This is a genomic window from Mycobacteroides sp. CBMA 271 (genome assembly GCF_009729205.1).
In the GTDB taxonomy this organism is placed as follows: Bacteria; Actinomycetota; Actinomycetes; order Mycobacteriales; family Mycobacteriaceae; genus Mycobacterium.
In genome coordinates this window covers 152,432-166,293 of record NZ_VTHB01000004.1, presented here as the reverse complement: position 1 = coordinate 166,293, position 13,862 = coordinate 152,432, and the positions used below count along the sequence as shown (strand labels likewise).

The window sequence follows — 13,862 nt, the reverse complement described above, 5'->3', positions numbered from 1 at the left end:
CGGGGCTGCGCCCATACCGGGGGCGCACCCATTATCGTTTCGGGGTGCCCGAAATGGATCGCCGTAAACTGATACTCACCATGGGCTTCGGCATCGCCGCAGCTGCCCTGCCTATTGCGACGGCTCACGCCGACCGCGGACGTCAACCGGCAGCGCCGCCCGATGCCCAGACGCAGGGTTACGTCTTCAGCGACGAGTTCAACGGGCCGGCCGGTTCAGCACCGGATGGATCGAAGTGGGTCGCGGCCAAGTTCCGCGAGAAGATCAAGAACCCCGTGTTCTGGGACCGCCCCGAAAACATGGGCGAGTACCGCGACAGCCGCACGAACATCTTCCTCGACGGAAACTCCAACCTGGTGATCCGCGCGACGAAGGAAGGCAACAAGTACTACAGCGGCAAGCTGCACGGCACCTTCCGCGGCGGCATCGGCCACACCTTCGAGGCGCGCATCAAGTTCAACTGCTTGACCGACGGTGCGTGGCCGGCATGGTGGCTGCTCAACGACAACCCCGAGCGCGGCGGTGAGGTCGACCTCGCGGAGTGGTACGGCAACCGCGATTGGCCCTCGGGCACCACGATTCACGCGCGTCTAGATGGCACCTCGTTCGAGACGCTGCCGATGCCAATCGATAGCAACTGGCACACCTGGCGCTGCACCTGGACTGAGGCCGGGCTGTACTTCTGGATGGACTACCACGACGGCATGGAGCCGTACCTGACCGTCGACGCCAATTCCCTTGAGGATTGGCCGTTTAACGATCCCGGGTACACGCTGCAGCCGATGCTGAACCTGGCGGTTGCCGGGTCCGGTGGCGGCGATCCGGCCGGTGGTTCGTACCCGGCGGAGATGCTCGTCGACTACGTGCGCGTCTGGTAGTTCGTCGCGTACGGGTTCGGCCTGCTACTTGCCGTTAATCCGATGAGTACTGGGCGATACCGAAGGCTTTCTTGGCCCGGTACATCGCGCCATCGGCCTCCACGAGGAGGTGGGTGACGATGGGCCCGAGGGTGTGGATCGTCGTGCGATCCGCCTCGGGCAGCACCGCGGCGGCGACCCCGACACTGGCGGTCACCGGCAGGGTGTCGCCCTCATCGATCAATGCCTCGTGCACTGCGTACCGATAGTCCAGGTCCCGTGGCGAGTCGGTGACCGCGACAATGCCGAATTCGTCGCCACCGAGCCGGGCCAAGAAAGCGTTCGGCCCGGCCACCGACCGCAGGCGGTGCGCCGTACGCTGCAGCACCTGATCTCCAACGTGGTGGCCGAAGGTGTCGTTGATCTGCTTGAACGAATTCAGGTCAACCATGGCGACAACCACATGCATGCCCGGCACACCGACTCTGGCCTCGTACGCCTCTTGCAGACCGCGCCTGTTCAACAGACCGGTCAGGTCGTCATGTCGGGAGAGGTGGTCTTTCCCGACGGCATGCTTGGTGAACCGCGCCTTGCCCAGGTAGATCAAGCATCCGGCAAACAGGTTCGCCAGCAGCATGGCGACCACCGCCGCTTCGAGGACCACGGTGCTCGAATCGTCGCGCGATAGTGCTCCCGCTACGGCCAGAACAGTCCCGGTCGCGGTCACCAGCGTCTGCGCGATGACCGCCACCCGGCCATGGAGTATCGACACGTAGATGTTGATGCCCAGTAGCCACGTCAGCTTCACAAAGGCGACGGCCGTTGTCGTCACCACGCAAATCCCGATCAGAACGGCGATATCGCAGTAGAGGACATACGCGACCGACTCGGCGTAGGTCACGGGCTTGGTCCGTGCGTAACGGATCCCCCATCCAAACGCCGGGATCGCGAGGCAGAAACACACCAGCGGAATCGTTGACAGTCCCGCGGAGGCAAGCAGGATTGCCGACGCACCAATAGCGGTGATGAACAACGCATTCACTGGCGAAACAGCACGCCGCAGTCGAACCCGTTCAAGGAGTTCATTGTTGGTGTCGTAGATCCGCGCGCCGCGACTCCACCTCGGGCGTACGTCAGCCCGAACCCGACTTGTGATACCCACTTATCGCCCTTACCAAAGCAACCATCGACAAACATGCGTCAACCGACATTGCCCGACCCATCAGCAGCTGACACAAAAGTGGTCACCTGCTTACCCACAATTTAGGGATACTAGATCACTCGCGTTGCTGCCAAGCGCAGGCAGCGCTGTCATCTGTTACGCGAGCGTGGCATTGATCAAACGTGCCAGTCGTTCACCGGCAGAGCGCAGCTGCGATTCGGCGATCGGCCGGTTTTGGTTGGTGTAGTCGGCACCGATGGTCGAGGTGTTCGGATAGACGCCGACGGCGATCTGGCAGCTGTCCTGTGCCCACTCGGCGGGGTCGGTGCTGCCGAGCTCCGGGGCGGGCAAGCCCTCGATCACCGTGGCGTACTGGGCGTCGCTCAGCCCGCGGGTGCTCAGCAATCCGCTGTCCCACACCGCGTGCAGATTGGTCGATCGCCCGTTGTAGGTCAGGGGGATGTCGTTGCCGCCGCGGTCGCGGGCATAGCCGGCGTGCATCGGCTGGTGAATATCGCCGACGAAGTGGACGACGAACTTCAGGGCATCCCGGCGTTCGGCATCCGGCTTCGATGTGTCTTCCAGGATGGCGGTCTGGGTGCGGATGGCCTCGATGACGTTGTCGCCGTTGGCCCCCGGCACGTAGTGGCAGGCGTTCTCGCCGATGTCGGCGTAGTGCCAGGGCGCGGTCTCGGGCCGGCTGGGGCGTACCTGGTCGGCCCAGTTCGCGACTCCGGCAAGCGTGGGATTGGCCTCGCCGGCGAGCAGCCGGGCGACCTCCGCTTTCGCGGCTGGGGTGAGCTTCGTATCGGCGACTGCTCCGACGATGTTGTGGCCCTGCGGACCCCAGGCCGCGGCCAGCGGAGCGGTCACCAGCAGCAGGGCAGCGGCGATCAGGAGCGCACCAAGCCTTTTCATCACCACTCCACGGTGACACAGTGTGGCCGCGCTGGCGTAGGTAGACGCCTACTCGATCCATAAGTTGGTCAAGTTGTGGCCGCCCAGAAAGCGCTCCAGCGCGTAGCATCCGGTTTGTGAGCATCTGGCGGCGTACCGACGGCAAGCACACCGGTGTTGGTCGCGACGAACCTGCCGCCGAGTGCGGTACCGAGGTTGCCGAGGCCACTGCTGCCGGCCCGATCTACATCTGGGATGGCACAACTCCCGAAGACCGCAAGGGCGGGTTCGCGATCGACGAGTATCACCCCGGGTCGGCGGTGACCGGGCAGATCGTGATCGCGGCCGATAAGAAGCCGCCGTTCGGCGAGTGGGAACCGCTCACCGAGTGGCCCGTCTAGTCCTTGGCGAACGCGATCGCCAGCTTCCTCTCCAGGTTTTCGTACGGCTCCCCCGAAATGTCGACGACCACCTGCGCGATGGTTCCACCGGTGAACGCATAGGGCGACTTGTAGGCCGAGGACACCCCCGAGCCGCTGTTGCGTCCGACGGACAGACTGGCCCCGGCGAGACCGAATGTGCCCGGGTGGATTTCGACGTCTTTCAGTGATCCGACGGCTTGTTCGTCGATGAACAGGGCGACCTCACCGACCGGGGTGTGGCTGCCCGTCACCGTGCCGGTCTTGGCGAAGCGGGCGCCAAGCACGTGCGCGCCCGGCGGCACCGCACCTTCAGATGAGACCTTCTGCTCCTTCTCCCCCATGAAGTTGTAGATGTAGTGCAGCTTTGAATCCTGAACAAAGAGAACGTGGCCGCCGTGCGCGCCGCCCTGTTTGAAGATGACGCCCTCGACGCCGGTTTCCATGGTGACCTCGGCAAGGATCGAGAACGACTGTCCCCGAATCTCGACCGCGGCGCCCAGGCCCACCTCGGCGCTGTTCGGGTAGTAGGTGAACGATGTGCGCTCCCCCGCCAGGTAGGGCCGCCACCGGGTCAGGGTTTCGAGAATGTTTAGGTCGGCCAGGGGCAGGCCGTTGTACTTGTCGGCCTCGGCGAACCAGAGTTGTTTCAGCTCGTCGAGCTTCTCAGGTTCGGTGTCGGCGAGGTCGCGGCATTGGCTGCGGTCGGACTCGATGTGGAACAGCTCCCAGCGATCCTTGTCGAAGTTCGACCAGCCCGACGGTGTGGCGGCATGCACGGTGTTGGCGAACCAGCCCTTATGCCAGATGCCGCGGGTGCCGAGCATTGTGTAGAACTGGGTGTCCTTGCCGGTGCCTGCGGCGGGATCCTGCAGTGCTGCTTTGAAACTCAGACCGTCGAGCGGCTTCTGGGCGATGCCTTTGACTGCCTCGGGCGGGGTGATGCCCAGCAGGTCGTAGATGGTTGGGGTGATGTCACAGACGTTCACGTAGGTGTCGCGGACCTCGCCGTGTGCGGCGATTCCGTTCGGCCAGCTGATGATTGCGGTGTCGGCGATGCCGCCCTCGTGAGAGGCGTAGCGTTTGTACAGCTTGTAGGGCGTGTTGAACGCCATCGCCCACCCGATTGGGTAGTGGTTGTAAGTGTCGGTACCGCCGAGGCTGTCGTAGAAGCGCAGGCTCTCCTCGACGGTGTCGATGTAGCCGTTGAAGAACTTGACCTCGTTGACCGAGCCGTTGGGGCCGCCCTCGCCGCTGGCCCCGTTGTCGGAGATGACGACGATGATGGTGTTGTCGAGCTGACCCGACTCCTCCAGGTAGTCCAGGACCCGGCCGATCTGATCGTCGGTGTAGCTCAGGAATCCGGCGAACACCTCGGCCATGCGGCTGAAGAGCCGCTTCTCCTCGTCGTTCAGCGAGTCCCAGGGGCGCACGGTGTCCTGCAGTGGCCAGGGTTCGCCGTTGGGGCCCTTGACGTCGAGATACGGGTTGACGGGCGACAATTCGGTGTCCGGCGGGACGATACCGAGGTTCTTCTGGTTCTCCAGCACGATCTCGCGGTACAGCTCGTAGCCCATGTCGAACTTGCCGGCGTACTTGTCGGCCCACTCCTTGAAGACGTGGTGCGGGGCGTGGCCCGCTCCGGGGCAGACGTAGGAGAACCAGGGTTTGTCGGGGGCGATCACCTTGGCATCGCGGATGAATTCGATGGTCTTGTCGGCGATGTCCTTGGACAGGTGGTAGCCGTCTTCCGGGGTCGCCGGCGGATTCACGGGGTGGTTGTCATAGACCAGATCGGGATACCACTGATCGGTCTCACCGCCCATGAAGCCGTAGAACCGTTCGAAGCCTCGCGACAATGGCCAATGCCGTTTGGTGGCGGCGAGATTCGACTCTTCCAGTGGGGTCAGGTGCCACTTGCCGACGCAGTAGGTGTTCCAGCCCTTCTCGGCGAGCACTTCGGAGAGCAGTGCGGTGTCGAACGGGATGCGACCGCTGCAGTTCGGGAAGCCATCGGTGAACTCCTCGATGGTGGCCATGCCGACTGTGGTCGCGTTGCGACCCGTGAGCAGCGAGGCGCGGGTGGGCGAGCAGAGGGCGGTGGTGTGGAACTGCGAGAGGCGGACGCCACGCTCAGCGATTCGGCCCATGGCGGGCATCTCGACCAAGCCGCCAAAGCAGTCCCATGTCGCGATGCCGGTGTCATCCCAGACGAGGTAGAGGATGTTGGGTGCGCCCTCAGGGGCGGTAGGCGCGGCGTACGGAGTCCAGTCGGGCTCGGAATCCCTTATGTCCAAGGCGATCTTGCCGTTGAAGTCTGATTCTGGCGATCCAGTCATGGCTGCTCCCTCGTAGGAGTTTCAAGATCATGGAATGGTGTCATAGTACAAGCGCCGTGCTATCAGTTCACGCGAGCGGCCATCGCTCGATGGATATGGAAACGCCGAGTATCCACAGGAGAACGACTGTGACCGAGCGCGATTACCCGAACATTCGTACGTCGCTCACATTAGAATGGAGCCGAGCACAGCACTCTCACAGTGCGTGTTCGTCGGGACGAAGTCATGGGAGGGAACCTCGTCGTGGGCAGGAGCTACCCCGAAAAAGACATCAAGTTGCTGTGGGGGCTTGCCGCCGGCAGATGTGCGTACCCAGGCTGCAGAGAACCCTTACTCGTCCCAGCCTCGGACGATGATCCTGCCGTCGTGATCGGTCAGATCGCCCACATCTATGCGTTTTCCGATGATGGGCCACGCGCAGACCCAGGCTTGCCACCGCCGGATCGAAACAAGTACCCGAACTTGATCTTGCTTTGCGGCAACCATCATCCAAAGAGCGACAAGCAGCCCAACACATACTTACCTGCCGACATGCTCGGGTGGAAGAGCGATCACGAGCAGTGGGTCCAAGATCGACTCACCGAGGAGATGAGCCAACTGCATTTTGCAGAGCTAGAGGCGGTGTGTCACCACCTAGTCAACAGGCCCGACGGAGCCACCTCAACACCGATGATTGCCGTTGGGGTCGCAGAGAAGATGGCGGCGAATGGCCTTACAGGTCATACCAGCAACCTTGTTCGTATCGGCCTCATGCAAGCACCGCAGGTTCAGCGGTACCTCGCTACGGTTACGTCCAAGCTCGATTCCCAGTTCGCCGGTCGCCTTCGAGCGGGATTTCTTGACCTCTACAGCAAGCACGTGACTGAGGGAACGACCGGAGATTCTCTCTTCTTTGCCCTGGTGAACGACGTGTCGAGCGCGACTCCTGGTGCCCAGGATGCAGCTGGACGTATACGCTACGAAGCAGCGGCAATCGCCGTCCTGAGCCACCTATTCGAGATCTGCGACATTTTCGAGGCACCATGATTGAACTGCTGCCTTCAAAGTATGTGCCACTAAGCATGTCATTGATCGGCCATGCCGCGCTCTTGCTCGACGAGCGGAGACAAGACCAAACTGTGAACGAACTCTGGACCCGGACTCGAAGTCTGAATGAAGACGTAGGGTTTAGCCACTTCGTCGATGCACTCACTATCTTGCACGCGCTTGGCACTGTCGAATTACGTTATGGGATCCTCCGGTGGTCAGAATGAAACTAGTGGCCATATCGAGCAACAAAGATTCGTTCAAACCCGTGGCCTTCAAATCCGGCTTGAATCTTGTGCTTGCCGAAAGAACTGATCAATCATTATCGACAGACTCACGAAACGGCGTGGGCAAGACTACCCTGCTGCAGATAATTGATTACTGCCTCGGCGGCCGTGTTATAGAGGGCGATAGTCTGCATAAACTAATTGGCAAGGATTGGTATTTCACGCTAGACATTGAGATCGATGGATCGCGGCTATCCGTTTCGCGAAATGTGGACTCATCAGAAGTAACGATTGAAGGCGACGGCATTTATAAGCTGGGACTTTCCGAGAAGGCCGAAGAAGTCGGGGTTGTTATCGGCCCAGTCGAATGGTCCAATTGGCTTGGAGCGAAAAGGTTTGACTTAGCAGATAGGGTCGACAGAGCGCCGAATTCACCAACATTCCGTGGAATACTAAGGCACTTTCTTCGCTTTAGGAGTGAGGCGTACAACAACCCTTTCAAGACATTTGGTAGTCAACCCCCTGTTCAAACTCAGGCCGAGAACGCTTTCCTTTTGGGACTCAACTGGAAATATGCGTTAGAGTGGCAGCGGCTGAAAGACCGCGAGAAGCGCCTGAAAGCTCTATCACCCTCTGATGTAGAAGAACTTGGCGAGGAGCTTGCAGAGCTTCAAGCCCGTCGTGCGCGTGAATCCGCTCAACTGAATCGGCTTGAGTCTGATATCGCCGAGTTTCGCGTTCTACCTGAGTACCGGGAGGTCGAAGCGCGTGCCAACACCGCGGCAGCTAAGATGCGAGAAGTATCTAATCAGGTACTAATAACGTCTCGCGAAATTCAACTCTACGAAGAGCAAGCCGTAGCGGAGTTTACGGCCGAAGACCAAACTAGAGTTGAGGATCTCTTCAACGAGGTAGGCGTCGTCTTCTCGGAGGGGCTCCGCCGCACGCTAAAACAGACTAGGGATTTCCACGCTTCGGTAACATCGAACCGTAAACAGTATCTCGAATCAGAAATCCGACGACTACGCAATGTGCAGGATGTGCGCGAACGCAATCTGCAGCAACTGGACAATCAGCGCCGCGGCGACCTTCAAATGCTTCAGGCACACGGAGCTTTGGAAGACTACGCTGCAATGCAGAAGCGTCTTGGCATATTGTCAGCCTCTGTCACCGAGATCGGTACACGTATCGAGACGATTCAAGAGGTCCGGCGAGGCAAGGCGGCATTGAAGGCTGAAGTATTGGAGTTAAGCGAGCGGGTCGAGCAAGATCTTGAAGAGCGTAGTCCGGGCTACGCTCCGATCCTTAACCGATTTTCGGAAGCATTCGAAGCTCTTTATGGCGCGGAGGCGTATCTACTGGTCGATGTTGGTGACGCAGGCTATCGGTTCAGAGTGAAGGTCCCCCGAGAAGGGTCGACTGGTACAGGGAAAGTCGGCATCTTTGCGTATGACTTGGCAGTCGCCGAGGCGTGGGCGACCAATCATCAGGGCTGTGGGTTCTTAGCACACGATAGTGTGCTATTTGACGGAGTCGACGAACGGCAGACGGCCTCTGCAATGGCCCTTGCCGCGGACAGCGCCAGCGCAAACGGGTTTCAGTATCTACTCACCGCCAACTCAGACGACTTACCCGCCGAGGAGTTCACGCGGGTTGGCTTAGACATAGACGCCAACGTAATTATTCGCCTAACGGATGCCGAAGAGTCAGGTGGCCTACTCGGCGTACGGATATGAGGGGCAGAGGAGCGGTTTCGGGCTCGCGCCGGGGGGCGACCTTCGTACCTGCTGCACAGCAGTTTGATATCGCCCCCTCTGCCGAGCCACTTGGACACACGCCCGGCCTGTCTCAACACAATGTGCGAGCCTCCTTGGCCATCGACAACCGGGCACCGCCAACACGGCCTGATACCTCTACTCCGCCACGCTGAACTCCCTCATCTAGCGAGTGTCAAGTATCAACCGAAACAGATGTAAACCATCAGCCGAAACACTGCCAGGCGTCAACCGGCACCGAACCGACAAGCATCAATCGAGGTCATACACCTCTGAAGTAGGGCGGGCGGGGCTCGAACCCGCGACCAATGGATTATGAGTCCACGGCTCTAACCAACTGAGCTACCGCCCCTAGCAGCACAGAACTCTAGCCGATCCGCCTCCCCGCCCCGGGAGTCAGCCTTGAACTCACCACTCGGCACACTGACCAGCGATAACCCCACGAGCAACACGACCATCGCCTTAGGATCACCCGGTGCCGAGCTCCATGAATCACCGAGGCTGACCTCATGCAGTTCCTGCATGACCTCGCTGAGGACCTCGCCACCCACTGGGTGATCTACCTGTCCATGCCGTTCATAGCGGCGGCCATCGGCTACGTCACCAAGCTTGTCGCCGTCGAGATGATGTTCCGCCCCCTGGAATTCGTCGGCATCCCACCGTATTTGGGATGGCAGGGCATCATCCCCCGCAATGCGGCCCGCATGGCGCAGGCCGCGGTGGGCCTGCTCATGGATCGCCTAATCGATCCCAAGGAGCTCATCGAGCAGATCAACGTCGATGACCTCGTCGACAAGATGGGCACCCCGCTCAACGAGATGATCGAGCAGATCACCCGCGACCTCATGAAATCGCTGGCCCCCAACCTGTGGGTCTCGCTGCCCGAGGCCGCGCAGAGCATCGTGCTCAAGCGCGTCAAGGAATCGGTGCCCGCCCTACTCGCACAGTTCAAGGGGGAACTGAAGGACAACCTCGATGCCGTCGTGAATCTGCGCACCGTCGCCGTCAACGCCCTTGTCCGCGATAAGTCGATGACGGTCAAGATGATCCGCACCGTCGGGCAGAAGGAAATGCAGTTCATCGTCCGCATTGGCATCCCGTTCGGCTTCTTCCTCGGCATCATCCAGGCCGCCACCTGGGCGCTGACCCACTCCCCCTGGATCATGCCGCTGTTCGGCGCCTTCACCGGGTTGTTCACCGACTGGCTCGCGCTGCAAATGATCTTCCGGCCTAAACGTCCGCACAAGTACTTCGGATTCCTCAAGTGGCAGGGCCTGTTTCACAAGCGGCGTGACGAGGTAACCCACGACTACACCCAGCTCATTTCCAACGAAATTCTCACCCCGGCCAATCTCATCGAAGACATGCTGACGGGCCCGCGCTCCGACCGATTCATCTCCCTGCTCACCCAGCAGATCCAGACCGCGGTCGACACCGCTACGGGAATCGCCAAGCCTTTCGTGGCATTCGCCATCGGCTCGGAGAAGTACGCGGCCGTCAAGCATGAGATCGCCGATGCGGTCCTGCATCTGATGCGCACCCGCACCGACGAACTCGGCTCGGCCGCCGCGGACGCCATGCAGCTGCCCGCGCTGCTGGAAAGCAAGATGAAGCTGATGACCGACGACGAGTTCGAAGGTCTGCTACGCCCTGCCTTCAAACAGGACGAGTGGAAACTCGTCACCGTCGGCGCCGTGCTCGGCTACCTCATCGGCGAGCTACAGGTGCTCCTGCTCCTCGAATAGGCCACTACGCATGCCGAGCTGCCAAACGCGCATGAAGCTTCGGCGCCGAACCGAAGTTGGGCATGCGTACGGAAGCGGCTAGCGACTGGGAGCCATAGGGCACGCAGCCGGCCCGATGTTCGCGTCTGACGCCCGCACGTTGGCACGGCTCACGTTGTACTCGTACCACGGCGCGCTCGGCCTCAGCCGATCGGCGATCGAACGTTTCACGCATCGCCGTTGCTCCTCGGGTAGCGACTGCACCGCCGAGAAGGCGTCGGTAGACAGGCTGCCCATGTACCGCTCGTCGAACTTCCCTGTCTGCTGGAAGTACTGCACATTGCGCTGCGCCACATAGCCTTCGGGGTTGAAGATCGCCAACCCCAGCATGCCGAAGGCACCGACGGCCACTACCACAGTGGGCAACCACCGGGCGCTCATCCGGATCCCCGCCACCAGAATCATCACCAGCACCAAACCCATGCCGAGCTCGATCCAGCGCACCAACAACCGCTCCACGCTGTACCCGTAGGCCCCCTCGTACAACGACATCCGATGGATGGCCGAGGCCACGATCACCAGCGTGGTCAGGCACAGCCCGCCGATCAGCACCCGCAGATACAACCGGTCGCGGGCATCCTCACGCCCCGCCACCCGGATCGCCACCGCGATCACCCCCATCACCAAGATGGTGACGAACAGCAGCTGCCAAAAGCCCTGCCGCGCATACTCCGCGTAGGTCAACCCCTCAGTGACCTGCACATGCTCATCTCCCCCGAATAACACCGAAATCTGCACGCCCACAAAGGCAATGAACAGCAGGTTGAGCGCGGCCAGCGGCAGGCTCCACTCCCAGCGCGGCAGCTTCTTGGGCTCGGTCGGCGCCATCCGGTCGAACGTCGGCGGCTTGGACAGCACGTAAATGGCGCCCAGCGCGAACGCGCCCACCAGCGCCCCGACGACAATCCGCCCGAGGACATCAGCGAACGAGACGAACGGCATGATCCCGTTGACCAGCGCACTGAACCGCGCATCGGCGTCGGCCAACAGCGCACCGAACGCCACCACCAGGCCCACCGTGATCAGCACGACCACCGCCGCCCGGTCCGGGTTGACCTTGCGGCCCCGCGACATCGTGCGCGTCCCACGCCGCGCCCAACCAGCCACCCGCGACGGCACCATCAGCATGACGAACTGCCCGTACGCCAATCCTGTCCAGGTGCGGGCCGGAGCCAACGTATAGAAGAACAACGCCAGCGACGTCAAGACACACAGCGAGACAAGCCAATCCGCATCACGCACGGTCGGTACCACCGCCAGACACAGCGCCACCACCAGCGCGCCGATGCGCGTCGGTGTCCATTTGATCGGTTGCGTCGCGAACGCCACGAGCGCGATCACAAACGCCGTCACCGTCCAGCCCAGACCCGGAAGGGAAGACCGCCAGCACAGCGCGCCCACTAGCCCCGCTCCCACACCGCCGAGCAGCGCGCCGCCGGTCATCTTCGAACGGATATCGCGCGGCCAGGCCGTCAGGAACCGAGTCGGCGGACCAAAGATCGGAACCGGCGGGCGCGGCACCGGAGGTCCCGGCGGAAGCGGCTGTCCCGGAATCGGATACGGGTACGGATACTGCGGCGTGATTGTCATGAATTCCCCTCCTGTGCATCTGAATCAAACTGCGGCAACGTGACGCGAACCCGGCACCCGGGTGCGTCCAAGATTTCGATGCGACCGCCATGCAGGTCGACGGCCCACTGCGCGATCGCCAAACCCAACCCGGTGCCGCCGTCGCGCGACCCGCCGTGGGTGAATCGCTCAAACACACGCGATCTTTCGTGCGGGGCGACCCCGGGCCCCTCGTCGGCGACCTCCAGCAGCAGTGCGTCCTCGCTGGCCCGCGCGAACACCGACACCTGTCCCCCGGGCGGGCTGTGCCGCGACGCGTTGTCCAGCAGATTGGCCAGCACCTGGTGCAGCCGGGCGGTATCGGCGATCGCCGTCAGATCGAACGGCTCGACCGTCACGTGGTAGCGCACCGACCGTCCGGTGGCCTTGGCCTCGGCGACCGCACCGTCCACGAAGTCACGCACCATGAACGGTTCGCGTTGCACCCGAACCGATCCGTTCTCCAGTCGGGACAGGTCCAGCAGGTCATCCACCAGTCGGCCTAGCCGCTCGGTCTGCGCCAGCGCGGTTTTCAGCGTCTCGGGGTCCGGCGAAGCGACCCCGTCGACGATGTTCTCCAGCACCGCCTGCAGCGCCGTGATGGGTGTGCGCAGCTCGTGCGAGACGTTGCCCACCAACTCACGCCGATACCGCTCGGCCGACTGCAACTCGGCCGCCATGTGATTGAAAGCCGTTGCCAGCTCGCCCACTTCATCACGGGAGGTGGACCGCACCCGACGTGAATAGTCGCCCTGCGCCATCGATCGCGCCGCCGCCGTCATGTCCCGCAGCGGCGAGGTCATCCCGTGCGCCAGAAACCACGTCACCCCGAACGACACCAGCAGCGCCAGCGTCAGCGCATACCGCAGCTTCCACTCGGCCGTGATCCAGAGCAGGCAGGTGGCAATCGCCAGCGCCACCCCCACCAGCACCGCGGTCTTGAACTTGAAGGAACGCAACGGATCCAGCGGGCGCGGCAGAAATTCCAGCAACTGACTCATCGCGGCGCCTCCAACGCATATCCGATGCCGTGTACGGTGCGGATTAACTCCTGACCGAGCTTGCGACGCAACGCCTTGATGTGGCTGTCCACGGTGCGCCGTCCCGAGGGCAGCCCCTCACTCCAGCCCCACACCTGATCAAGCAGCCGCTCGCGGCTGATCGCCACCCGCGGGTTATCGGCCAGATAGGTCAGCAGGTCGAACTCGGTGCGGGTCAGGTGCACCTCGTCGTCCTGGTGATAGACGCGGCGCTCGGCGACGTCGATCCGCACCTGCCCGACGCGCACATCCGTCATCGGCGCAGCGACGCGGTCCGTGCGGCGCAACAGCGCGGCGACCCGGGCCACCAACACCCGCATGCTGAATGGCTTGGCCAGATAGTCGTCGGCGCCCACCCCCAGCCCGACCAACATGTCGGTCTCGGTGCCGCGGGCGGTCAGCATCAGCACCGGCAGCGGCGTGTGCGCCTGGATCTGACGGCATACCTCCAGACCGTCCAGCCCGGGCAGCATGATATCCAAGACCACCAGGTCGGGCGCATTTTCGCGGCAATGCCGCACCGCATCGAGGCCGTTGTCCTCGGTGTCGACGGCGTATCCCTCGGCGCGAAGCCGCGCGGAAATGGATGCACTAATAGTGGGCTCGTCGTCGACTACCAAGATTCGTCGCTGGCTGGGCACATGACCAGGGTATTTGATGGCTGTGGTGATCGCTGTGACGTTTTGTGAAGGTTCTGTGGAGGCCTCTTCCCTTTCATGGGGCATTAG

12 protein-coding genes and 1 tRNA gene are annotated in these 13,862 nt (G+C 62.0%); 6 read left to right on the top strand and 7 right to left on the bottom strand.

Features of this window, described 5'->3' with window-relative positions; all coding sequences use genetic code 11:
- Positions 1–53: 53 nt before the first annotated feature.
- A complete protein-coding gene (locus tag FZI91_RS12110; protein ID WP_162525591.1) occupies positions 54–878 on the top strand; it encodes a family 16 glycosylhydrolase in 825 nt (274 codons plus the stop codon).
- Positions 879–912: 34 nt separating this feature from the next.
- On the opposite strand, the gene FZI91_RS12105 is transcribed toward FZI91_RS12110, so the two are convergent.
- A complete protein-coding gene (locus FZI91_RS12105) occupies positions 913–2,019 on the bottom strand; it encodes a diguanylate cyclase (protein WP_162525592.1) in 1,107 nt (368 codons plus the stop codon).
- A gap of 156 nt (positions 2,020–2,175) precedes the next feature.
- Entirely contained in the window at positions 2,176–2,937 is a 762-nt protein-coding gene (locus FZI91_RS12100; protein WP_155939522.1) for a S1/P1 nuclease, read from the bottom strand.
- A 116-nt stretch (positions 2,938–3,053) separates the two neighbouring features.
- On the opposite strand from FZI91_RS12100, the gene FZI91_RS12095 reads away from it, so the two are divergent.
- The gene (locus tag FZI91_RS12095; protein ID WP_162525593.1) at positions 3,054–3,317 is read left to right on the top strand and encodes a hypothetical protein; all 264 of its coding nucleotides are present in this window, start codon (positions 3,054–3,056) and stop codon (positions 3,315–3,317) included.
- Here FZI91_RS12095 and FZI91_RS12090 read toward each other — a convergent pair.
- Positions 3,314–5,674 (bottom strand): arylsulfatase, encoded by a 2,361-nt coding sequence (locus FZI91_RS12090; protein WP_155939250.1) that lies wholly within the window; start codon positions 5,672–5,674, stop codon positions 3,314–3,316. The genes FZI91_RS12095 and FZI91_RS12090 overlap by 4 nt on opposite strands.
- A 225-nt stretch (positions 5,675–5,899) precedes the next feature.
- Between FZI91_RS12090 and FZI91_RS12085 the strand changes: the two genes are divergently transcribed.
- From FZI91_RS12085 to FZI91_RS24210, 3 genes are read left to right on the top strand one after another with little or no spacing between them, the layout of a single operon-like run.
- Positions 5,900–6,700 (top strand): ABC-three component system protein, encoded by an 801-nt coding sequence (locus tag FZI91_RS12085; RefSeq protein WP_162525594.1) that lies wholly within the window; start codon positions 5,900–5,902, stop codon positions 6,698–6,700.
- The gene (locus tag FZI91_RS24325; protein WP_375234340.1) at positions 6,697–6,927 is read left to right on the top strand and encodes an ABC-three component system middle component 7; all 231 of its coding nucleotides are present in this window, start codon (positions 6,697–6,699) and stop codon (positions 6,925–6,927) included. The genes FZI91_RS12085 and FZI91_RS24325 overlap by 4 nt, the downstream gene beginning before the upstream one ends.
- Positions 6,928–6,932: 5 nt before the next feature.
- A complete protein-coding gene (locus FZI91_RS24210; RefSeq protein ID WP_162525595.1) occupies positions 6,933–8,663 on the top strand; it encodes a DUF2326 domain-containing protein in 1,731 nt (576 codons plus the stop codon).
- A 317-nt stretch (positions 8,664–8,980) separates the two neighbouring features.
- Here the strand turns inward: FZI91_RS24210 and FZI91_RS12075 are convergent.
- Positions 8,981–9,054 (bottom strand) — tRNA-Ile (locus tag FZI91_RS12075).
- Between the two features lie 157 nt (positions 9,055–9,211).
- On the opposite strand from FZI91_RS12075, the gene FZI91_RS12070 reads away from it, so the two are divergent.
- Positions 9,212–10,447, top strand: a complete 1,236-nt coding sequence (locus FZI91_RS12070; RefSeq protein ID WP_155939247.1) for a DUF445 domain-containing protein — start codon at positions 9,212–9,214, stop codon at positions 10,445–10,447.
- Positions 10,448–10,525: 78 nt separating this feature from the next.
- Here the strand turns inward: FZI91_RS12070 and FZI91_RS12065 are convergent, their stop codons facing one another.
- The 3 genes from FZI91_RS12065 to FZI91_RS12055 are packed head-to-tail and all read right to left on the bottom strand — an operon-like array spanning position 10,526 to position 13,754.
- The gene (locus tag FZI91_RS12065; protein WP_155939246.1) at positions 10,526–12,076 is read right to left on the bottom strand and encodes a DUF4153 domain-containing protein; all 1,551 of its coding nucleotides are present in this window, start codon (positions 12,074–12,076) and stop codon (positions 10,526–10,528) included.
- Positions 12,073–13,095, bottom strand: a complete 1,023-nt coding sequence (locus FZI91_RS12060) for a HAMP domain-containing sensor histidine kinase (protein WP_155939245.1) — start codon at positions 13,093–13,095, stop codon at positions 12,073–12,075. Before FZI91_RS12060 ends, FZI91_RS12065 begins: the two co-directional genes overlap by 4 nt.
- Entirely contained in the window at positions 13,092–13,754 is a 663-nt protein-coding gene (locus FZI91_RS12055) for a response regulator transcription factor (RefSeq protein ID WP_155939521.1), read from the bottom strand. The genes FZI91_RS12060 and FZI91_RS12055 overlap by 4 nt, the downstream gene beginning before the upstream one ends.
- Positions 13,755–13,862: the final 108 nt, after the last annotated feature.

What these genes read in the sequence shown, in the direction of transcription:
- FZI91_RS12110 (WP_162525591.1), top strand. Translation starts at nt 54, where the DNA reads ATGGATCGCCGTAAACTGATACTCACCATGGGCTTCGGCATCGCCGCA.
- FZI91_RS12100 (WP_155939522.1), bottom strand. Translation starts at nt 2,937, where the DNA reads ATGAAAAGGCTTGGTGCGCTCCTGATCGCCGCTGCCCTGCTGCTGGTG.
- FZI91_RS12090 (WP_155939250.1), bottom strand. Translation starts at nt 5,674, where the DNA reads ATGACTGGATCGCCAGAATCAGACTTCAACGGCAAGATCGCCTTGGAC.
- FZI91_RS12085 (WP_162525594.1), top strand. Translation starts at nt 5,900, where the DNA reads ATGGGAGGGAACCTCGTCGTGGGCAGGAGCTACCCCGAAAAAGACATC.
- FZI91_RS24325 (WP_375234340.1), top strand. Translation starts at nt 6,697, where the DNA reads ATGATTGAACTGCTGCCTTCAAAGTATGTGCCACTAAGCATGTCATTG.
- FZI91_RS12070 (WP_155939247.1), top strand. Translation starts at nt 9,212, where the DNA reads ATGCAGTTCCTGCATGACCTCGCTGAGGACCTCGCCACCCACTGGGTG.
- FZI91_RS12065 (WP_155939246.1), bottom strand. Translation starts at nt 12,076, where the DNA reads ATGACAATCACGCCGCAGTATCCGTACCCGTATCCGATTCCGGGACAG.
- FZI91_RS12060 (WP_155939245.1), bottom strand. Translation starts at nt 13,095, where the DNA reads ATGAGTCAGTTGCTGGAATTTCTGCCGCGCCCGCTGGATCCGTTGCGT.